Annotated in this window: 18 protein-coding genes and 1 tRNA gene; 8 read left to right on the top strand and 11 right to left on the bottom strand. The window is 62.0% G+C overall.

Annotated elements, in window-relative coordinates:
- Positions 1–550: 550 nt before the first annotated feature.
- Positions 551–739: a hypothetical protein gene (locus J2Z31_RS29185; RefSeq protein WP_234939350.1), complete on the bottom strand. Its 189-nt coding sequence runs from the start codon at positions 737–739 to the stop codon at positions 551–553.
- Between the two features lie 148 nt (positions 740–887).
- On the opposite strand from J2Z31_RS29185, the gene J2Z31_RS09930 reads away from it, so the two are divergent.
- The gene (locus J2Z31_RS09930) at positions 888–1,100 is read left to right on the top strand and encodes a hypothetical protein (RefSeq protein WP_209601728.1); all 213 of its coding nucleotides are present in this window, start codon (positions 888–890) and stop codon (positions 1,098–1,100) included.
- A gap of 94 nt (positions 1,101–1,194) precedes the next feature.
- On the opposite strand, the gene J2Z31_RS09925 is transcribed toward J2Z31_RS09930, so the two are convergent.
- Both J2Z31_RS09925 and J2Z31_RS09920 read right to left on the bottom strand, forming a co-directional pair.
- Positions 1,195–1,896 (bottom strand): hypothetical protein, encoded by a 702-nt coding sequence (locus J2Z31_RS09925; RefSeq protein WP_234939349.1) that lies wholly within the window; start codon positions 1,894–1,896, stop codon positions 1,195–1,197.
- A 304-nt stretch (positions 1,897–2,200) separates the two neighbouring features.
- Positions 2,201–2,274, bottom strand: a tRNA-Gln gene (locus tag J2Z31_RS09920).
- A 315-nt stretch (positions 2,275–2,589) separates the two neighbouring features.
- On the opposite strand from J2Z31_RS09920, the gene J2Z31_RS09915 reads away from it, so the two are divergent.
- From J2Z31_RS09915 to J2Z31_RS09905, 3 genes are read left to right on the top strand one after another with little or no spacing between them, the layout of a single operon-like run.
- Positions 2,590–4,176 carry a Ppx/GppA phosphatase family protein gene (locus tag J2Z31_RS09915; protein WP_209601727.1) on the top strand — a complete coding sequence of 529 codons (1,587 nt, stop codon included), beginning with the start codon at positions 2,590–2,592 and terminating at the stop codon, positions 4,174–4,176.
- The gene (locus J2Z31_RS09910) at positions 4,173–4,904 is read left to right on the top strand and encodes an RlmE family RNA methyltransferase (protein WP_209601726.1); all 732 of its coding nucleotides are present in this window, start codon (positions 4,173–4,175) and stop codon (positions 4,902–4,904) included. The genes J2Z31_RS09915 and J2Z31_RS09910 overlap by 4 nt, the downstream gene beginning before the upstream one ends.
- Positions 4,905–4,907: 3 nt before the next feature.
- Positions 4,908–5,291: a VOC family protein gene (locus J2Z31_RS09905; protein WP_209601725.1), complete on the top strand. Its 384-nt coding sequence runs from the start codon at positions 4,908–4,910 to the stop codon at positions 5,289–5,291.
- A gap of 33 nt (positions 5,292–5,324) precedes the next feature.
- Here the strand turns inward: J2Z31_RS09905 and J2Z31_RS09900 are convergent, their stop codons facing one another.
- Positions 5,325–6,734: a DHA2 family efflux MFS transporter permease subunit gene (locus J2Z31_RS09900; RefSeq protein WP_209601724.1), complete on the bottom strand. Its 1,410-nt coding sequence runs from the start codon at positions 6,732–6,734 to the stop codon at positions 5,325–5,327.
- A 181-nt stretch (positions 6,735–6,915) separates the two neighbouring features.
- Here J2Z31_RS09900 and J2Z31_RS09895 point away from each other — a divergent pair, with 181 nt between their 5' ends.
- The 3 genes from J2Z31_RS09895 (at position 6,916) to J2Z31_RS09885 (ending at position 10,635) form a co-directional block, all read left to right on the top strand.
- Positions 6,916–7,896, top strand: a complete 981-nt coding sequence (locus tag J2Z31_RS09895) for an MBL fold metallo-hydrolase (RefSeq protein ID WP_209601723.1) — start codon at positions 6,916–6,918, stop codon at positions 7,894–7,896.
- A 192-nt stretch (positions 7,897–8,088) separates the two neighbouring features.
- Positions 8,089–9,591: an IMP dehydrogenase gene (guaB, locus tag J2Z31_RS09890; RefSeq protein ID WP_209601722.1), complete on the top strand. Its 1,503-nt coding sequence runs from the start codon at positions 8,089–8,091 to the stop codon at positions 9,589–9,591.
- A 168-nt stretch (positions 9,592–9,759) separates the two neighbouring features.
- Complete coding sequence (locus J2Z31_RS09885; protein WP_209601721.1) at positions 9,760–10,635, top strand: dienelactone hydrolase family protein; 876 nt, start codon at positions 9,760–9,762, stop codon at positions 10,633–10,635.
- A 39-nt stretch (positions 10,636–10,674) separates the two neighbouring features.
- Here the strand turns inward: J2Z31_RS09885 and oxyR are convergent, their stop codons facing one another.
- Positions 10,675–11,592 carry a hydrogen peroxide-inducible genes activator OxyR gene (gene oxyR, locus J2Z31_RS09880; RefSeq protein WP_209601720.1) on the bottom strand — a complete coding sequence of 306 codons (918 nt, stop codon included), beginning with the start codon at positions 11,590–11,592 and terminating at the stop codon, positions 10,675–10,677.
- A gap of 195 nt (positions 11,593–11,787) precedes the next feature.
- The gene (locus tag J2Z31_RS09875; protein WP_209601719.1) at positions 11,788–12,738 is read right to left on the bottom strand and encodes a LysR substrate-binding domain-containing protein; all 951 of its coding nucleotides are present in this window, start codon (positions 12,736–12,738) and stop codon (positions 11,788–11,790) included.
- Between the two features lie 205 nt (positions 12,739–12,943).
- Between J2Z31_RS09875 and J2Z31_RS09870 the strand changes: the two genes are divergently transcribed.
- Positions 12,944–13,234: a DUF1127 domain-containing protein gene (locus J2Z31_RS09870; protein ID WP_209601718.1), complete on the top strand. Its 291-nt coding sequence runs from the start codon at positions 12,944–12,946 to the stop codon at positions 13,232–13,234.
- 229 nt (positions 13,235–13,463) lie between these two features.
- On the opposite strand, the gene J2Z31_RS09865 is transcribed toward J2Z31_RS09870, so the two are convergent.
- The 5 genes from J2Z31_RS09865 to J2Z31_RS09845 all read right to left on the bottom strand — a co-directional run bounded on the left by J2Z31_RS09865 (position 13,464) and on the right by J2Z31_RS09845 (position 18,743).
- The gene (locus J2Z31_RS09865) at positions 13,464–14,288 is read right to left on the bottom strand and encodes a DUF937 domain-containing protein (RefSeq protein WP_209601717.1); all 825 of its coding nucleotides are present in this window, start codon (positions 14,286–14,288) and stop codon (positions 13,464–13,466) included.
- An 88-nt stretch (positions 14,289–14,376) separates the two neighbouring features.
- The gene (locus J2Z31_RS09860; protein ID WP_209601716.1) at positions 14,377–15,750 is read right to left on the bottom strand and encodes a glutamate--cysteine ligase; all 1,374 of its coding nucleotides are present in this window, start codon (positions 15,748–15,750) and stop codon (positions 14,377–14,379) included.
- Between the two features lie 134 nt (positions 15,751–15,884).
- On the bottom strand, positions 15,885–16,622 hold the full coding sequence (locus tag J2Z31_RS09855) for a 16S rRNA (uracil(1498)-N(3))-methyltransferase (RefSeq protein ID WP_209601715.1): 738 nt from the start codon (positions 16,620–16,622) through the stop codon (positions 15,885–15,887).
- 11 nt (positions 16,623–16,633) lie between these two features.
- A complete protein-coding gene (locus J2Z31_RS09850) occupies positions 16,634–18,154 on the bottom strand; it encodes an inorganic phosphate transporter (protein ID WP_209601714.1) in 1,521 nt (506 codons plus the stop codon).
- A 79-nt stretch (positions 18,155–18,233) separates the two neighbouring features.
- Positions 18,234–18,743 (bottom strand): NUDIX hydrolase, encoded by a 510-nt coding sequence (locus J2Z31_RS09845; RefSeq protein WP_209601713.1) that lies wholly within the window; start codon positions 18,741–18,743, stop codon positions 18,234–18,236.
- Positions 18,744–18,945: the final 202 nt, after the last annotated feature.

Below are 18,945 nucleotides of genomic sequence, written 5' to 3'. Positions count from 1 at the left end.
ATCTTCCCTCCTGTCCGCCACGACTTAACCCCGTGCCCACCATTCCCCATGCGTTGATCGAACGTAGTTGGTGACTATGGGCAAAGCAATATTCAATAAAAAACGAAAGCGACGAGGTTCAAACTACGAGAACCTCGGCATACTAACGATCGCCAACACTAGCTCGTCAACATTTCCTGCCGACGTGGATATACGCCCATCGATAAAGTGCGGAATCCGGTTTCGTTCCTCATGATCATAGCTCGCACGGAATTGTTCGATTGATGAGCCGCTCAGTGGAATGCCGGCGTCCATCAAGCGTTCGTAGGCCAAAACGACCAAGTTGAAAATACAAGGATTGATGTCAACCACTGGCCCGTACCAATGGAAAAACTCCTGGCATGTCGCGTCTTTGTGACGAGGCATTGTTTCCTAATCGCCGCCTCCACGGAGGTGCGCGGTACCAGGCACAACCACATTAGGTCCGTTACGAGTGGATAGTCGCCAAGGGGTGCTAAACTTACAAGATGTCTTAGTTCCTGATGGTGATGGAAATAGTTCCTGAGGCATTTCAGCGCTGCGAATTGGCCAACATCAAAAAATCTTGGTTAGCACCAATTTTTAAACGGTCATTCAGGCTGTGACTCGCTTCCAAAAAGGAGAACAACGTGTCTTCGTTCGGTTCAACGCAGTGGCGTTCATACAGTCGGAAGAAACGCTCCGAAGCAGCGGCTGTGTTTGCGATATCAGTGTCTGGCATGTTAGCCTTTTTGTCATCGTGACCATGAGATGGTATGCGCGGCGGCAGGGTCTCATACAGCTGCTGATGCCACCGGAAATTGTTTCCGCTTAGCGGTATCGCGATCTTTTGGCACCATATCCGGGACTAGATGGGAAGGAGAGATTTCTTGAATGAAGTGATGGGAACGACGTTTCTTGAAGACGGTAAGTGGTTTCTCCGGCATGAAGGAGGAGCTGGTAACAAAGTACCTTTACTCGCCCGCAAGGAATTACTGGGTGATTTGCAGGACGGTCAGGCACAAATCTTCGAGGGTTCCTATAGTCGAGATCACCGAGGTGTCGTTGTCGCTGCTCATGTCGTGTCCATAAAGCGCTATTGAGAAAGCAGGCGCCGATCCAACAATCACCGTAGTCGAGCCTCAAGGCGCTCAAGGAAACCTTCGGGATAGCGCAATCGGCTTTCTTGAGCCCTCTTCACAAAGCCTGAGAGGGCGCGATGTGACAGGTCATTCCATGAGTAGTCTCCATGGGATATTTGACCCAAATTAAGCGAGCTTGGCGCTTCCTGAACGGTGACGGCGAGACGTAGGCCTCGTCCATCTCCCCACGCGGCCAATGGCCAAGTGGGGCTGGCGGGCATGGGCGACGAGAGCTTTCGATCCCAAGGCGCTGGTGAAGCCATTTGTTCGCCGATCCATCGAATGACGGGCATGCCCGTCCTTCGAAATAGGCCTTCATGGCCTTCTCGTGATTGAGCGGGTGCTGAGCGATTCCGAACTGATCCATCAGCATCCGGATCCCGTCCTGGAAGGCTCTGCTGTTTGCCTCGTCAAAAAGTTCGATGTAGTTCGACTTGATTGCCGGGATATGCGAGGCGGGGATCCCGTTTGCCACCAGGTACCGATGCCCGCTGCAGCCTTCCTTCAGCCTCAGATGTTGGCGGATGCCGAACGTGGCGAGCAGCTTGTAGGCCCAACCATTCTCCAGGTCGAGTTCCAGCTCCTCGATGGCAGCAGGTCGACCATACCGCCTAGCCGCGAGCGCGACGTCTTCGAGATGCAAGAGCATGACGTCGCGCTCGTGTTCGCAGAGTTTCTGGAGCTGCTGCTTGGACATCGGTTCCTTTGATTTCATCTTCAGCTCGGCCATCAGCATGTTGAGCTTGCGACCGATCACCTGCGCCTCTTATGGTCGGAACAGTGAAGGCTGAGTGAAAGCCGACTGCACGGTCGGCACCGCGCAAACGAGATGGGGACGCGTGCCCGCCAGTAGAAGATGTTGCCGCGGCGAATGAGATTCTCGACGTCGTGGCGCACTGCCATGGGTATGTTGCCCTTGCCTGCCACCGGCGAGGCCGCCGCGCAAGTTTCGCGTGGGCATCACCTATGGGCTACAGTTCTGGGCATCAGGTCGCCAATGACGCCAAAACGGGATCCGGCACGACTGGAAAATCAAGGAATTGAGGGGATTTAGCGAGAATTGGCTGGGGAACCTGGATTCGAACCAGGACTAACGGAGTCAGAGTCCGCTGGTCTACCGTTAACCTATTCCCCAAGGTTCGCTGGCGAGGCGTGGGCGCCCGCGTCGGTGTGGCGGGCTTATAAACAAAAGCACGGCGGATGCAAATACCTTTTGGCAAAAAAATGCGGCCGGTTCGTGATCGGCTCGTTCTCCGTTGCGGCGGCCCGACCGGCGGAGATTGTTTTTGTGAGGCGGGCGCAGTGACAAGTGCCTACCGTGCGGATCACCTCCGTCGCCTCAAAAACAATTTGGCGAAAGTGGGAGGCGCTGGTACAGTCGCGCCAACGCAAAATCGAGAGAGCGCCTTGAGCGGCCGGAAGGCTTCGCGCGGCGCCATGGTTGAGACAAGTGAAAGACCCCGATCACGGCGAAAAGCCGTCTGAATCCGGGGCGTCGGCAGCAGATCGTGGCGGGGCGCAGAAGCACGCGCCGCGCGGCGGCAAGGGTAAACGGAGGCGGCGCAAGCCATCCGGTTTGCCGTCTGCAATTGCCAGCCGATCCGGGATTTCCGGAGAAGCAGGGCGTCCCGCAGCGCTGGATGAGGCGGAGCCGGCGCGCAAGCGCAAGAGGCGCCGACGTTCCAAGGCGGCAAGGCCGCAGGGCCAGGCTGCGCCCGTCGGTTCCGGCGGAACCGCCACGCATTCCGATCCGGCAATCAGTGACAGGAAGGGCCACAAGCACGGCAAGAAGGCGCGTCGTCAGCGCGGCCTTCAGGGTCGGCCGTTGGCTTCCGGCGGCAAGCCGGCGACCGCCGATCGCTCCAGCGAATCGCCAAGGTCGCGCCCGGCCGAAACTGCCGCATCGCCTCAGCAATCGGCGCGCTCGGAGAGGCTGCGTGCACCCTATGTCGCGCCCAGCGGCCTGCAGGCGCCGCTATATGCCGCGCTCGATCTCGGCACCAACAATTGCCGCCTGCTTGTTGCGCAGCCGACCCGGCCGGGCCAGTTCCGCGTCGTCGACGCCTTCTCCCGAATCGTCCGGCTCGGCGAGGGGCTCGGCGCCAGCGGCCGGCTCTCCGACGACGCGATGGAGCGCTCCGTCGAGGCGCTGAAGATCTGCGCCGCAAAGCTCGATGCCCGCTCGATTCGTAGGCGGCGGCTGATCGCGACCGAGGCGGCGCGCTCGGCGGCCAATGGAGAAAACTTCCTGAAGCGCGTCGCCGAGGAGACCGGACTGGAGCTCGAAATCATCAACCGCGAGACGGAAGCCCGGCTTGCCGTCTCCGGCTGCTCGTCGCTGGTCGATCGGGAGACGAAGTCCGTCGTGCTCTTCGATATCGGCGGCGGCTCGTCCGAAATCGCCGTGATCCGCATCGGTGAGAACCGCTCGAGCCGGCTTGCCAATCATATCACCCATTGGACATCGCTGCCCGTCGGCGTCGTCACCTTGTCTGAGCGCCACGGCGGCGAGCATGTGACGCCGCAAAGTTTCGAGCTGATGGTGCGCGAGGTGGAGACCATGCTCGCGGCCTTCGAAAGCCCGTCGGTCGACATTCTCGCGAGCGGCACCTCCGGCAGCGGCTTCCATCTGATCGGCACGTCCGGAACCGTGACGACGCTCGCCGGCGTCCATCTCGACCTGCCACGCTACGATCGCCGTCGCGTCGATGGGCTGTGGCTCTCGGATGAGGAGGTCTCGGCGATGCAGGCACGGCTCCTCTCCTGGGATTTCGCCGCGCGTGCCGCCAATCCCTGCATCGGGCCGGACCGGGCGGATCTGGTGCTGGCCGGCTGCGCGATCCTGGAGGCGATCCGCCGGCGCTGGCCCTCGACGCGCATGCGGGTTGCAGACCGTGGTCTGCGCGAGGGGCTGCTGACCGACATGATGGCCGATGACGGGGCCTGGCGGCGTCAGCGTCCGCGCCGCTTCCAGCGTCCGTTCACTTCCGGCGAGGAGCGGAGCAGGGAAAGGGTGCACGAGGGAAATCAGGCATGACGAAAGCGCCGATCGGCAGCAACCGCAGCGGCCGCAAGCTGGGCCAGAAGGTGAAGAAGGGTAAGCTCAAGGCTTCCTCGCGCCGCTGGCTGGAGCGCCACATCAACGACCCCTATGTGCAGCGTGCGCAACTCGAGGGCTACCGGGCGCGGGCGGCCTTCAAACTTCTGGAAATCGACGAGAAGCACAAGATTCTCGCCGGCGCCAAACGCATCATCGACCTCGGGGCGGCGCCGGGCAGCTGGTCGCAGATCGCCGCCAAGGTCACGCATTCCACCGATGCTGATCCGCGCGTCGCGGCGATCGATTTTCTCGAGATGGATCCGATCCCCGGCGTCCGATTCCTGCAACTGGACTTTCTCGATCCTGAGGCGCCGGAAAAGCTGAAGGAGGCGATCGGCGGGGCGCCCGATATTGTCATGTCAGACATGGCGGCGCCGACCACCGGCCATCGCCAGACCGACCATCTGCGCACCATGCACCTCTGCGAGGTGGCCGCCCATTTCGCAGTCGACGTGCTCGCCGAGGGCGGGCATTTCCTGGCAAAGACCTTCCAGGGCGGCACCGAGCGCGACCTCCTCGGCATGCTCAAGCAGAATTTCCGTCAGGTCGTGCATGTGAAACCGGCCTCGTCCCGGGCCGAATCGGTCGAGATGTTCCTGCTCGCCAAGGGCTTCAAGGGCCGGCGCGCGGTGGGAGAGTCGACCGAGGAGAATGCGGCGGAGTAGGACATGCTTCTCTACGTGACGATCGGCACCAACGATCTCGATCGGGCGGGTGCCTTCTATGACGCCGTTCTCGCAACCCTGGGCTATCGCCGCCAGCGACAGGACGGTACGGAAATAGGCTACAGCCTCGATGGAGACGTGCGTTGCCGCTTCTGGGTCGTCACCCCCTTCAACGGCGAGCCGGCGACCTTCGGAAACGGCACGACCATTGCGCTCGTGGCGGAGACGCGGGCGGCCGTGGATGCATTCCACGCGGCAGCGCTCGCTAATGGCGGCACGGACGAGGGCGCGCCGGGCCTCCGGCCATTCCACCCGAATTTCTACGCCGCTTTCGTCCGCGATCCCGACGGCAACAAGCTGTCTGCCGTCTGCGAGCGGCCGGAATAGTCGCCACCGGCCTGTTGAAGGTAGGCTCGGGTGTCACTTCACCGCCGTCGTCTCCGCCTCCCGCATAGGCAGGCGGTGGCCGGAAACGGAAGCGCCGGCATTCTTCGCCATGGTGAGGAAGGGGATCGCCGCCAGCAGGTTGGCAACGGCGATGATCATGAAGGCGATGTGGAAGTCTTCGAGACTGAGCGCTTCGCCGCTGATGGTCGTCTCGACCTCGAGGATGGCGCCGGCCGCGGCAACGCCGAGGGCGAGGCTGATCTGCTGCAGCACGGCGCTCATCGATGTCGCCTTGCTTGCGTCCGCATCGTCGATTTCGGCGAAGGAGAGCGCGTTGACGCTGGTGAAGAAGAAGGAGCGGGCGAAGCCGGCGACGAGCAGGATTGAGAGCAGCAACGGGTAGGGTGTCGCCGGCGTGAAGAAGCCGTTGGCGAAGGTGGTCACGGCCGCGATCGCCGCGGCAATGATCAGCGTGGTGCGGAAACCGGCAAGCGCCAGCACCCGGCGGGCCAAGAACTTGGTGGTAATGGCGCCGACGGCGCCGATGAAGGTGATGAGACCCGATTGGAACGGGTTGAGGCCGAAGCCGATCTGCAGCATCAACGGCATCAGGAACGGCACCGCGCCCACGGAAATGCGGAAGATTGTCCCGCCGACCTGGGCCGCGCGAAAGGTGCCGTCGCGAAAGAGGCGGAGATCGAGCACCGGCGCAGGATGCCGCCGCGCGTGCAGGATGTAAAGAAGCGTGGCGGCGATCCCGGCCGAGATCGAAGCGAAGCCGACCGCCGGCGGCAGCGCCGGCAGGCTGATGACGGAGAGGCCGAAGACGACGCCGGCGGCGGCAATGCCGCCAAGCAGGAAGCCGAGAAGGTCGACCGGCGGCGGGTTCCGCCGCTCCATCTCGGGCAGATAGATGCCGGAAAGCAGGTAGCCGGCAATGCCGATCGGCACGTTGATCAGGAAAATCCAGTGCCAGGAGAAATAGGTGGTGATGAAGCCGCCGAGCGGCGGGCCCGTCAGCGGCCCGACCAGCGCGGGAATGGTGAGCAGTGCCATGGCCGAGACGAGCTCGCTGCGCGGGGTGCCGCGGACGAGCACGAGACGGGCGACCGGCGTCATCATCGCGCCACCAATGCCCTGCAGGAAGCGCGAGAGCACGAAAGCAACGAGGCTGTCGGCGACGGCGCAGAACACCGAGCCGACAATGAAGACGATGATCGCCGCGCGAAAGATGCGCTTGGCGCCGAACCGGTCCGCCATCCAGCCGCTCAGGGGAATGAAGATCGCCAGCGCCACCATGTAGGAGGTCAGCGCCAACTTCAGCGTGATCGGCCCAACTCCGATGTCGCGCGCGATCGCCGGCAGCGACGTCGAAATCACGGTGGAATCCATCTGCTCCATGAAGAGCGCTACGGCGAGGATCATCGGGACGATGCGGTTCATCGAGATGCTTTCGGGTTGGTTATGGCGCCGGTAGAGGCTCGCGATGGCTTTGTCGGGGCAAAACCGGGAATTGCAGATCAAAAGCCTGTGATTCCGGTTGCCCTTTGCTGTCAAGGCACCACCTGTCCGTTGCATGCCAGGGGCGCTTCGAAAGCACTCATCGTTTGAGGAGAGAGGATAGATGCCATTTTCACTGAAACGCCGGACGTTGTTTGGAGCAGCCGCAGGGACCTTGGCGGCGCCGGGTCTTTGGGGAGGGCTTGCGATGGCTCAGGAAAGCAGGGAAGAAGGAGTGGCGTCCGGCCGGACGCGGTTCAGGACTCTGAAGCTCGGAAGCTTCAAAGTCACGGTGATCAGCGACGGCACGCGGACTTCGGGCAGTCCGCACGAGACCTATGGCACCGACCAATCGGCCGACGCGGTCTCGGCGCTTCTGACCGAGAACTTCCTGCCGACATCCGCATTCGTCAACGGCTTCTCCCCGGTACTCGTCGATACCGGATCGGATCTCGTGCTGTTCGATACCGGCTTCGGAGAAGGCGGTCGCGAGAATGGCATGGGGAAACTGGCAGAAGGTATTCGCGCCGCCGGCTACGCGCCCGACCAGGTGACGGTCGTCGTCATCACCCACATGCATGGCGATCACATCGGTGGCTTGACGGAGGGCGGCAAGCCGGCCTTCGTTAATGCCCGTTATGTGACCGGTCACGTCGAATATGACTTCTGGAAGGATACGGCGCGTGTCGGAACGCCGGCCGAAAACGGGCACAAGGCCGTGCTGGAAAAGGTCGTGCCGCTCGCCGAGAAGACCACCTTCATCGGCGACGGAGCCGAAGTCGTGCCTGGAATTTCGGCTATAGCCGCGTTCGGCCATTCCCCCGGACACCTGATCTTCAGAGTCGATTCGGACGGGCAGGCCCTGATCCTGACGTCGGACACGGCGAACCACTACGTGCTGTCGCTGCAGCGCCCCGATTGGGAGGTCCGCTTCGACATGGACAAGGCCGCCGCGGCTTCGACGCGCAAGAAGGTTTTCGATTTGATAGCGACGGATCGGCTGCCCTTCATCGGCTACCACATGCCGTTTCCGGCTGTAGGCTTCGTTGAACGCAAGGATCAGGGATACCGTTTCGTCCCAGCCAGCTACCAGTTCGACATCTGACATGCCGGAGCCGTTTATTGCTCTGCAACAAATTTGTGCCGGGCCCGGGCGATTTCCGGGCCTTTACTATTTCCATTCCGACATATCCGTGTTACGAGCCCTCGCCAACTTCCAAGACAAGCTTTGAAGTCACCCGGTGGACAAATCGCTGAGCGTCCCCGGGGATTTTCGTTTATCGAAGAGGAATTGGCCATGGCGCGCATCATCGAAACGGCAACTGGTCTGGAGGCTTTGACCTTCGACGACGTTCTGCTCCAGCCGGGACATTCGGAGGTCATGCCGGGCCAGACGAACATCTCCACCCGCATCGCCAAGGACATCGACCTCAACCTGCCGATCCTTTCCGCAGCGATGGACACGGTGACCGAGGCACGGCTTGCAATCGCCATGGCCCAAGCCGGCGGTATCGGCGTCATTCACCGCAATCTCACGCCGGCCGAGCAGGCGGAAGAGGTCCGCCAGGTCAAGAAGTTCGAAAGCGGCATGGTCGTCAATCCGGTGACGATCGGGCCGGAGGCGACGCTCGCCGACGCGCTGGGCCTGATGAAGGCGCATGGAATTTCCGGCATTCCGGTCGTCGAGAATGGCGGGAGCGGCGGTCAGAAGCAGGGCCGCCTTGTCGGCATCCTCACCAATCGCGACGTTCGCTTCGCCTCCGATCCGTCCCAGAAGATCCATGAACTGATGACCCGGGAGAACCTGGTCACCGTCAAGGAGAACGTCGATCAGCAGGAAGCCAAGCGCCTCCTTCACAAGCACCGTATCGAAAAGCTCCTGGTCGTCGATCCGGAAGGCCGGTGCGTCGGCCTGATCACGGTCAAGGACATCGAGAAGTCGCAGCTAAACCCCAACGCCTCAAAGGATGGTCAGGGGCGCCTGCGCGCGGCCGCCGCCGTCAGCGTCGGCGATGACGGTTTCGAGCGTGCCGAGCGGCTGATCGACGCCGGCGTTGACCTGATTGTCGTCGATACGGCCCATGGTCATTCTCAGCGCGTGCTCGACGCTGTCGCGCGTGTCAAGAAGCTGTCGAACTCGGTTCGCGTCATGGCCGGCAATGTGGCGACGGCTGACGGCACCAGGGCGCTGATCGATGCCGGCGCCGATGCCGTCAAGGTCGGTATCGGCCCCGGCTCGATCTGCACGACCCGCATCGTCGCCGGTGTCGGCGTGCCGCAGCTTGCGGCCATCATGGGAGCGGTCGAAGCGGCTCAGGCCCTTGGCATCCCGGTCATCGCCGACGGCGGCATCAAATTCTCCGGTGACCTCGCCAAGGCGATTGCCGCCGGCGCGTCCGCCGTCATGGTCGGCTCGCTTCTCGCAGGCACCGAGGAAAGCCCGGGCGAGGTCTTCCTCTACCAGGGCCGCTCCTTCAAGGCCTACCGCGGCATGGGCTCCGTCGGCGCAATGGCCCGCGGCTCGGCCGATCGCTATTTCCAGGCGGAAGTTCGTGACACGCTGAAGCTCGTGCCGGAGGGCATCGAAGGCCAGGTCCCCTACAAGGGCCCGGTCGGTGGCGTCCTGCACCAGCTGGCCGGCGGTCTGCGAGCCTCAATGGGTTACGTCGGCGGCGCGACGATCAAGGGCTTCCAAGAGCGGGCTACCTTCGTGCGCATTTCCGGGGCGGGCTTGCGTGAAAGCCACGCCCACGGGGTGACGATCACCCGCGAGAGCCCGAACTATCCGGGCGGCGCCTGAGCATCAACGTCATCTTGCAGTGCAAGGAAGAAGTCAGGGCCGACGGCCACATCGTCTTCCGCCGGTAACGCAGTTTTGACGTCGATTCGCCGCTCGCTGACCTATGTTGTTGGCGGGCGGTTCTCGCTTTGGCGCGCCGCCTGCAGGGATTTGCCGACGGAGGGCGCCATGGACCAGCCTATCATTACCCAGGCGATGATCGATGCCTATGACGAATACACGCATTTGACGCTGGATCGTCGCCGCTTCATGGAGCGATTGACGGCGCTTGCCGGATCGGCTGCGGCCGCAGCCGCGATTGCGCCGATGCTGGCGGCCAACAGCGCCAGGGCAGAGGTGATCGCCGCGAGCGACGAGCGCATCAAGGGAGAGGACATCACCTATCCCGGCGCCGATGGCGAAATGAAAGGCTATCTCGTGCGCCCGGCCAATGCTTCGGGCAAGCTGCCGGCGGTCATCGTCATCCATGAGAACCGCGGCCTCAATCCGCATATCCGGGATGTCGCGCGCCGGGTCGCGATCGAGGGGTTCGTCGCCCTTGCCCCGGATTTTCTCTCACCCGACGGCGGAACGCCGAGCGACGAGGACAAGGCACGGGAGATGATCAGCGCGCTCGATGCGGAAGAGACCAATGCGAACGCGGTCGCGACCGTCGCCTTTCTCAAGGGGCATGAGGAAAGCACAGGCAACATCGGGGCGATCGGTTTTTGCTGGGGCGGCGGTCTCGTCAACCGGCTTGCCGTGAATTCGCCAGACCTCAGGGCGGGGGTCGCATATTACGGCTCGCAGCCGAAGCCGGAAGACGTGCCGAAGATCCAGGCCTCGATGCTGTTGCATTATGCGGGTCTGGACGAGCGCATCAATGCCGGCATCGAGGCGTATAAGCAGGCTCTGGCGAAAGCCGGCAAGGACTTCACGATCCATGTCTATGAGGGCGTCAACCACGCCTTCAACAACGATACGTCTGCCGCCCGTTATGACGAGGCTGCGGCCGATCTCGCCTGGGAGCGCACGGTTGCCTTCCTCAGGGAAAAGCTTGCCTGAAACGCGATGACGGGCAGCCAAAGGGGAGGGGGCTTCGCTCTATCCCACAATGACCGGCGTCGCAGACGCCGTTCGCCCGCAGGCGACGATCGCTTCGGCGAGCGCCTCCAGGTCGCGCCGGCGCGGATTGCTGCGTCGCCAGACGAGACCGATTTCGCGTGATGGTTCGGGAGCGGCGAAGGGCACGATGCGGATCGCGTTGCGCGCCGCCTCGGTCGGGACAGCAATCTCGGGAATGAGCGTCATACCCATGCCGTTGGCGACCATCTGCAGCAGGGTGGCCATTGAGGTGGCGCCGAAACTCGTCAGCTGCCGCTTTCCCGCGGTGTTGCAGACGGCCAGCGCCTGATCTCGCAGGCAATGGCCCTCCTCGAGCAGCAGCAGTCGCGAAATGTCCACGTTGTCTTCCGTCAGCGGCGACATCAGCACGTTTCGGTCGTTGTCGGCGATCGCCATGAAGAAGCGGTCCGAGAAGAGCGGACGGGTGAGGACCGCGTCATTGTCGATCGGCAGCGCGGCGATGACCGCGTCGAGCCGGCCTTCGCCGAGATCGGCAACCAGCCGATCGGTCACGGATTCCTTGAGCTCGATTTCGATCGCCGGATAGTGCTTTCGCAGATGGGGAATGAGCTTCGGCACCAAGTAGGGGGCAAGCGTCGGGATCACGCCAAGTCGAACTCGCCCGTGAAGCGTTCCGGAACGCGCACGCGCGCTCTCCTCCAGCCTGTCGACGTCGGCCAGAATGGCGCGCACTTTCACCAGCACATCCTCGCCTGCGGGCGTGAGGAAGACGCCGGCGCGGCTCCGCTCCACGAGTTTGACGCCCAGATGGTCTTCCATCTCCATGATCTGTGCCGAGAGCGCCGGCTGGCTGACATGGGCGAGTTCGGCCGCCTTGCCGAAATGACGCGCCGTGGCGAGGGCGTCGAAATAGCGCATCTGTCGAAGGGTCAGCATGATCCGAAACAACTATCGAAATCAATCGTGAATACAAGTCGAGATTATCTTGTCCGTGATCATCGGTATGAGCACTGGAAGCGACCTGTACGGGGAGGCCGGTCTCCCAAGTGGCGGAACGTGGATAAGTGCGCGCGGGAAGAAAGGCCATGCTCTAGCGGGCGTGACCTTGTCTTTACGGGTTTGCTTGATGCCTCACCAGCCCGGCAGCATGTGGCTCTGCCGGAGACGCGGGTACCGGGGATAGCCCTTGATTTCGCCGTCGAGGTCGTCGTTGACGGCGATCGGCGTAATGTTGTCGAGGCAGGCGGTGATGTGGTTGGTGATGGCGTTCGAGAGCGAAGGCGACAGGCCCGGCCGCTTCATGATACCGATCTGCACCGGCGCCAGGGCGGGGAAGCCGTCGGCGAGCGTTAGCACCTTCATGCCGGGACGAAGCGCCGATTCCGGCAGCACGGAGACGGCCATGCCGGCAAGCACGGCCGCGGCAACGACCGTCGACGACCAGCTCGTGAACAGGATCTGGTATTCGCGACCGGTCGCATCGAGGGCGGCGCAGGCCGCCTGCCGCCACAGGCAGTCACGGCGTCCGACCGCAAGCGGGATCGGCGCGTTTTCGGGGAGCGGATGGTTGACCGAACTCACCCAGCAGAGCGGCTCGGTCCTGACGACGTCGGAGGCACGAGCGCGGGGATTGTGCGTCACCAAGGCGATATCGAGGTCGCCCTTCGCCATTTTCTCCGCCAGGTCGGCCGATGGCTCGCAGACGATGTAAAGTTCGACGTTCGGGTGCGTCTTGGCAAAGCGAACGATGATCTCCGGCATGTAGCGATCGGCGTAGTCGTCTGGCGTTCCGATGCGCAGTGTGCCTTCGAGCCGGTTGTCATCGAAGGAGGCGATCGCCTCGTTGTTGAGACGGATCATTCGCCGGGCGAAATTCAGCAGACGGTCGCCTTCGACCGTCAGCCGGTTGCCGCGACCGTCCTTCATGAAGAGCGGCTTGCCGATACGCTCCTCGAGCCTGCGCATCTGCATCGAGACGGCGGACTGGGTCTTGAAGACGCGTTCGGCCGCTTTGGTGAAGCTACCCGTATCTGCGATGGCAACGAAAGTTTGCAACTGGTCGATATCGAGCGGTGCGGACATGGCCGTATACCCATAAGAGTGTTTGATGAATATCATTAGAAACATTCGTTGGACTGATCAATAACGATTTGCGATTCATAGGTTGCAAATCACTTCAAAGCACTCGGCGAAGCTCGCCGAGCCGCCCCAAACCATCCCCGCCTGCCCTGCGCATGACCTCCCCGCAGGGATGGGCATCTGCGTGCCTTAGAAAAGGAGCACCGTCATGCGCACGACCGATCACGCCCTCGACCTCGTTGCCGGCAAGCCGTCGCTTGCATCCCGTGCCGCAGCCGTGATGGGTGTGCTGACGTCTGTCTGGCGTCTCTATCGAAATCGATCCCAGATCGCGCGCCTGCACGAGCTCGACGACCGGCAGCTGCTTGACATGGGCCTCAAACGGAAAGACCTGAACGAGGCTCTGACTTCACCCTTCTTCGACAATCCCGCGAGCTATCTGACGCGCGCCTCGCGCAATCGGGCGAGCCTCTTCTACAGAGGAGTCCGGCACGACTGATTTTCCCCTGGCGTATCCCCGCCACCTTGGATGCGCCAATTACGGCATGATCCCGCAATAGTTTGCCGCCATTGCGCGGATCATGCCGAAAGTTCCGAGTTACGGTGACGATGACGCACCGACCCGTTCCCCGCAGGGTATGAGCCAATAGACCCTGCCCCTTGCCCGGTACATGCAAAGACATGTGCCGGGCTTTTTTTCGCCGAAGTGAGGAGCAAATCAGCTTGGCCTAACTCTTGTCGCCCGAGCCGGTCTTGTAGCTCTCGAACAGTGCGTCGATCTTCTTCTGATATTCCTTCTGCATTTCCAGGCCGGTGTCGAACATCTTGTTCATCATCTGCGAGAATTGGGCGAAGGCCTGGTTCCGTTCGGGCTCAGGCGCTTTCTGGCCGATGCCGGCGCTGCTTCGCATCATGTCCTGGAAAGCCTTGACGAAGGGATTATCGGCGAAAAGATCAGGTGCCTTCGGTTCCTCCTTCGCCTTGCCGATGCCGTAGAAATTTTGCATGGCCTGCATGAAGGGATTGTCGAAGGGGTTCGCAGGCGGTACCGGCTTTTGGACAAGGTTGGTCGCCTCCATCCACTGCCGCATCAGCTGCATCATGGGGTTGTTCGCAAGCGCCTCGTTGGCCTGGCTCATCGTTTCCTTGAAAAGGCCGCCCATCAGTGTGCTCGCCATCACCGGCAGCATTTGCTTGTAGATTTCCTGGCCGATCCCGGTCATCTGCGCTGCCTGGGCGGCGATCGCACGCGACATTTCCTTCGAGCCGAAGAGCTGGTCGAGCACGTCGTTGCCGTCGGCGATGCCCATCGGCGTGAAGGCCTGTTTCATATCTTCGAAGTACTTGGCGTAATCGCCCGTCGAGATCGCCGTCATCAGCGATCCGAGGTCGTAGGGATTGGTCGTGTTGCGCTTGAAGGCGGTGGAAAAAGCGGGCATCAGCGCCGCCGATGCCTTTACCATCTGCTCCTGTGCAAGACCGAACTGTTTTGCCATCAATTCAATGGCGCGGCCGTTCTGCGCCTGTGCGAACATGTCAAAAAGCGGTGCCATCCCATTTCTCCCGGCCGAACGACGCATGTCGTTGCACTATAACGGGAATCGATGGTCGAGAAACCGGTTTTTGTAAGGGGAGGTTCCGTCAGTACTGGTATTCCGCGAAGATCGGCTCAACTGATTCACTCCAGCGGCCGTTGTAGAGCGTCAGCAGGTCCTCGGCGAGCGTCGCCTTCTTCGCCAGAACCTCTTCAAGCGGCGCGAGAAATTGGCTCTCATCGATGCCGTCGCCGTTCAGGCGGCTGCGCCGCTTCAGACCGGAGCGCGAAATCGCCAGCACTTCACGGCCGATGTCGAAGAGCGACCTCGTTCCGAGTTGCGCCCTCAGCGCCTGCGCGGGCACCGTATCCCGGAGAAGCTGGACCTCTTCAAGCGTCCAGTCGCGTGTCAGCTGCTCTGCCGCCGTCAAGGCGTCGTCGTCATAGAGCAGCCCGACCCAGAAGGCCGGCAGCGCACAGATCCGTCGCCATGGACCGCCGTCGGCACCGCGCATCTCCAGGAAGCGCTTGAGACGGACGTCGGGGAACAGCGTCGAAAGGTGATTGGTCCAGTCGCCCATGTTTGGCTGCCATTCGGCGATCTCGCCCTTCAGCGCGCCATTCATGAACTGGCGGAAGGTGATGTGGGTACAGTCGTGGTAATGGCCGCCGCGCACGACGAAATACATCGGCACGTCGAGCGCCCATTCGACATAGTCGACAAAGCCAAAGCCGGGCGAGAAGGCGGCCGGCAGGAGCCCGGCGCGCTGGTTATCGGTGTCGCGCCAGATGTCGCCCCGCCAGGAAAGAAGACCGTTCGGCTTCCCTTCGGTGAAGGGGGAACTCGCGAAGAAGGCGGTTGCGAGCGGCTGCAGCTTCATCGATACCTGCATCTTGCGCCGCATGTCCTCTTCCGAGGAGAAGTCGAGATTTACCTGGATGGTGCACGTGCGGTACATCATGTCGAGGCCCTTTGTCCCGACCTTCGGCATGTAACGCGTCATGATCGCGTAACGCGACTTCGGCATGCGCGGCGTCTCGGCAAAGCTCCACTTTGGGCTGCCGCCCACTCCCAGGAAACCGATGCCGAGCGGCTCGGCGATTTCGCGAAGCACAGCCAAGTGCTGGTTCGACTCCTTGCAGGTCTGGTGCAGGTTCTCGAGCGGAGCGCCGGAAAGCTCGAACTGGCCGCCGGGCTCCAGCGAAATCGCGCCGTTGCCGCTCCTGTCGGCGAGGCCGATGATGTTGCCTTCGTCGACGATCGGCTCCCAACCGTTACGCTCGGCCATACCTTTGAGGAGCGCCTGTATGCTGGCCTCGCCGAAATACGGCACGGGGCTGTTGTCTGCCTTGAAGAAGGCGAATTTCTCGTGCTCCGTGCCGATCCGAAACTGCTCCTTCGGCTTCGATCCCGAGGCCAGATAGGCGGTCAGGTCGGCAACGGAGGTAACCGGCGTCTGGTCGGTGGTGTCTCGGGCCATATTCGTCTTCTTCGTTTGAACGGCTCCTGCCGGATAGCAGGAAGGACTGGAGGGCACTTGAACCGTAATCAAGTGCGGTGCAAGTCAATTTCTTTCAAGATGCCCTCAAAAAAACTCCGCAGAAGTTCCGTGCTCTATCGCCAGTCCCCGATCGAGGCTTGAATGACCGCCATCGCCGCAACCGCCGCCGTGTCGGCGCGCAGAATGCGCGGACCAAGCGGTATCGGCGTCACGAAGTCCAGGCCGCGCAAGAGGGTTCGCTCGGCCTCGGAGAAGCCGCCTTCCGGGCCGATCAGCAGCGCAAGCCGGCATTCGGCGAGGCTTTGGAGAATCGGCAGCGGATTTTGGCTTTCGTTGCCTTCGTCGCAGAAGATGATGCGCCGGTCATGGGGCCATTCCGCCAGGAGGTCCTCGAGCTTGCGGGGCGGATTGACCGCCGGAATTGCGAGCACGCCGCACTGCTCGGCCGCCTCTATGACATTGGCGCGCACGCGGTCGAGACTGCCGATCTTGCCCTGGACATGCTGCGTCATTACTGGCTGCAGCACGCCGGCACCCATTTCTACCGCCTTCTGCACGAGATAGTCCAGCCGGCCCACCTTGAGCGGAGCAAACAGATAGACGAGGTCGCAAGGCGCGGGCTGCGGCCGTGTCTGCTCGACCGCGGTCAACCTCGCCTGTTTGCGGGAGGGCAGCGAAAGCTCAGTGCGCCATTCGCCGTCACGACCGTTGAAAAGCAGGATCGACGCGCCCTCGCCAAGGCGCAGCACGTTGACGAGATAGTTGAACTGCTCCTTTGTAGCATTGTGCTCCGCGCCGCCATGAAGCGGACTTTCGACGTACAGGCGCTGCATACGGAAGTTGGCACGCATCAAGATCACCTTCAGAGAAACAGCCGGGCAAGTACCAGATAGACGAGTGCCGAGAGCAGCGCGGATATCGGCAAGGTGATCACCCAGGCAGCAACGATCGTCAGGAAATACGAGCGGCGCACCAGTCTCCGGCGACGCACCTCGGCGAAATTCGTCTCGACCGCTTCCATGAAGTCCGCCTGACCGGTCTTTTGGCGAACATATTCGAGCCGCCGCCTGGAATGCCGGATGTACCATTCGCGGAAGAAGCCAACCCCGAAAACGGCGCCCACCGCCGTATGCGTGGAACTGATCGGCAGGCCAAGCGCCGTGGCGAGGAGGACGGTCACTGCCGTTGCGAGCGCGACACAGAAGGCGCGCATCGGGTTGAGACGGGTAATCTCCTCGCCGACGACGCGGATCAGCCGGGGACCGTAGAGCAGGAGACCGAGCGAAATGCCGAGCGCTCCGATCATGAGTACCCAGAACGGTGCCTCCGACTTCTGGGCCGAGATCGTGCCGCCGACAGCTGCGACGATCGCCGAAAGGGGCCCGATGGCATTCGAGACGTCATTGGCTCCATGGGCGAAGGAAAGCAGTGCCGCGGCGACGATCAGGGGCAGGCGGAACAGCTTGCGAAGGGACTGGTTGCGGTTGTCCAGCCCTTCAGAGTGGCGATGGATCCACGGCTTGCTCAAGACGTAGCAGACGCCGCCCGCAAGGGCACCAGCCAGCAATCCGGTCGGAAGCGAGATGATGGATACGCGCACAAGCGCGAAAGCCAGCACATAGGCGGTGAAAGCTCCAGCCATCACTCCGAGAACGACCGGCATCCAACGCCTCGCAGCGGCGATCTTGTCGCTGCGGTAGATGACGAACTCCTTGAGGAAGGCGAGAAAGAGGGCGGCAATGGCGCCGCCGAGCAGGGGCGAGATCGACCAGCTGGCGGTGATGCCGGCGATGGTCAACCATTTGACGCTGCCAGGTCCCGCGGCCGCGACTCCGGCGCCAATAATCCCGCCGACGACCGAATGTGTGGTTGAAACCGGCGCGCGGGCATAGGTGGCAAAGTTGATCCAGACCGCCGCAGAGATCAGCGCCGCCATCATCACCCAGACCAGCGCTTCGGCGTTGATCAGACGCGCGCCGTCGACGATACCGGCTTCTATGGTCAGCGTGACCTTACGCCCCGCGATCAGTGCCCCGGCGATTTCGAATGTAGCGGCGAGCACCAGCGCCGTCGCCATTGTCATCGCCTTGGCGCCGACGGCAGCGCCGACATTGTTCGTCACGTCATTGGCGCCGATGTTCATCGCCATATACGCGGCGACCACGGCGGCGACCGCGACTATGGCAATGCCAGATGCGCCGGTGAAATAGCTCGCAGCGATTGTCATGCTGAGAATGAGGAACAGCGCGGCCAAGCCTGGAGCCGCCAGCCGGCGCATGACGTAATAGGATGCTTCCTCGGCGAGGCTTACCTTGTCGAGATCCTTGTCCAGTGTCTGCTTTGCCAGGCTCCGGTGCGGCCTCGTCACCAATCTTTTCTCCATTGTCATGCTCGCCAGTAGCGGCAGGAGCCGGCGCATTCAAGCGGAATTGGGGGGATGGCGACGGGGAACGCGCGTGCCGTCAGCCGTTGGCCGCCTTCGAGGCGGGTTTCGGCCGGGTGGCGGTCAGTCGTTTGCCGAAGTCGAGAATAAGTCGCTTCAGCGAGGGTTCGGCAACACGGCTCGAGGCTTCGCGGTAGTCGCACCACTCGAGTTTGCGCTCGCCCTTTTCGGGGAAGTTCTTTTCGAGGTTCTCAACCTCGAGCGCGTGAACCTGAACCTTGCAGGTGATCTGCAGGCCATGGTCCATCCGCTTCTGGTAAACATAGGAGCCGATCGTGGCTTTGTGCACCTTGCCCCTGACGCCGCCCTCTTCGTAAGCTTCGCGCTCGGCCACTTCATGGGCGCGCTTTCCCTGCATCGGCCACCCTTTGGGTATGACCCAGCGACCGGTATCTCGGCTCGTAAGCAGGAGGATTTCGACGGCGTTCGCCTTCTTCTGGACGCGGTAGCACAGCGCGGCATATTGCATGCGCGCTGGGCGACGCAGCATCAGATGCACATCAGAGGCCAGCCGGTGCAATAGACTCAACTGATTACTGCTCCTCTTCGCGAATCAGTAGAATTAGACATCCCAAAAATAGGCCGTTTGCTCTGCCTGTAAATGGCCGCGCGGAGTTAACCGTTGAGAAGCGCTGAGGTTCCACACCCGAAGCGCAACTTTAGATAGATTGAACAATTGCTTGGACTCCGCGGAAGCGACGTCGCCAGTCGCAGATCCGATTTCAAGCATG

It is taken from the genome of Sinorhizobium kostiense, assembly GCF_017874595.1.
GTDB classification, from domain to species: Bacteria; Pseudomonadota; Alphaproteobacteria; order Rhizobiales; family Rhizobiaceae; genus Sinorhizobium; species Sinorhizobium kostiense.
The sequence above is the reverse complement of the archived record's forward strand: the minus strand, read 5'-3'. Positions and strand labels throughout refer to the sequence as shown.

Excerpts from the sequence above, each read along its gene's own strand:
- J2Z31_RS29185 (WP_234939350.1), bottom strand. The coding sequence starts at position 739 with ATGCCAGACACTGATATCGCAAACACAGCCGCTGCTTCGGAGCGTTTC.
- J2Z31_RS09910 (WP_209601726.1), top strand. The coding sequence starts at position 4,173 with ATGACGAAAGCGCCGATCGGCAGCAACCGCAGCGGCCGCAAGCTGGGC.
- J2Z31_RS09905 (WP_209601725.1), top strand. The coding sequence starts at position 4,908 with ATGCTTCTCTACGTGACGATCGGCACCAACGATCTCGATCGGGCGGGT.
- J2Z31_RS09900 (WP_209601724.1), bottom strand. The coding sequence starts at position 6,734 with ATGAACCGCATCGTCCCGATGATCCTCGCCGTAGCGCTCTTCATGGAG.
- J2Z31_RS09895 (WP_209601723.1), top strand. The coding sequence starts at position 6,916 with ATGCCATTTTCACTGAAACGCCGGACGTTGTTTGGAGCAGCCGCAGGG.
- guaB (WP_209601722.1), top strand. The coding sequence starts at position 8,089 with ATGGCGCGCATCATCGAAACGGCAACTGGTCTGGAGGCTTTGACCTTC.
- J2Z31_RS09885 (WP_209601721.1), top strand. The coding sequence starts at position 9,760 with ATGGACCAGCCTATCATTACCCAGGCGATGATCGATGCCTATGACGAA.
- oxyR (WP_209601720.1), bottom strand. The coding sequence starts at position 11,592 with ATGCTGACCCTTCGACAGATGCGCTATTTCGACGCCCTCGCCACGGCG.
- J2Z31_RS09875 (WP_209601719.1), bottom strand. The coding sequence starts at position 12,738 with ATGTCCGCACCGCTCGATATCGACCAGTTGCAAACTTTCGTTGCCATC.
- J2Z31_RS09870 (WP_209601718.1), top strand. The coding sequence starts at position 12,944 with ATGCGCACGACCGATCACGCCCTCGACCTCGTTGCCGGCAAGCCGTCG.
- J2Z31_RS09865 (WP_209601717.1), bottom strand. The coding sequence starts at position 14,288 with ATGGCACCGCTTTTTGACATGTTCGCACAGGCGCAGAACGGCCGCGCC.
- J2Z31_RS09860 (WP_209601716.1), bottom strand. The coding sequence starts at position 15,750 with ATGGCCCGAGACACCACCGACCAGACGCCGGTTACCTCCGTTGCCGAC.
- J2Z31_RS09855 (WP_209601715.1), bottom strand. The coding sequence starts at position 16,622 with ATGCGTGCCAACTTCCGTATGCAGCGCCTGTACGTCGAAAGTCCGCTT.
- J2Z31_RS09850 (WP_209601714.1), bottom strand. The coding sequence starts at position 18,154 with ATGGAGAAAAGATTGGTGACGAGGCCGCACCGGAGCCTGGCAAAGCAG.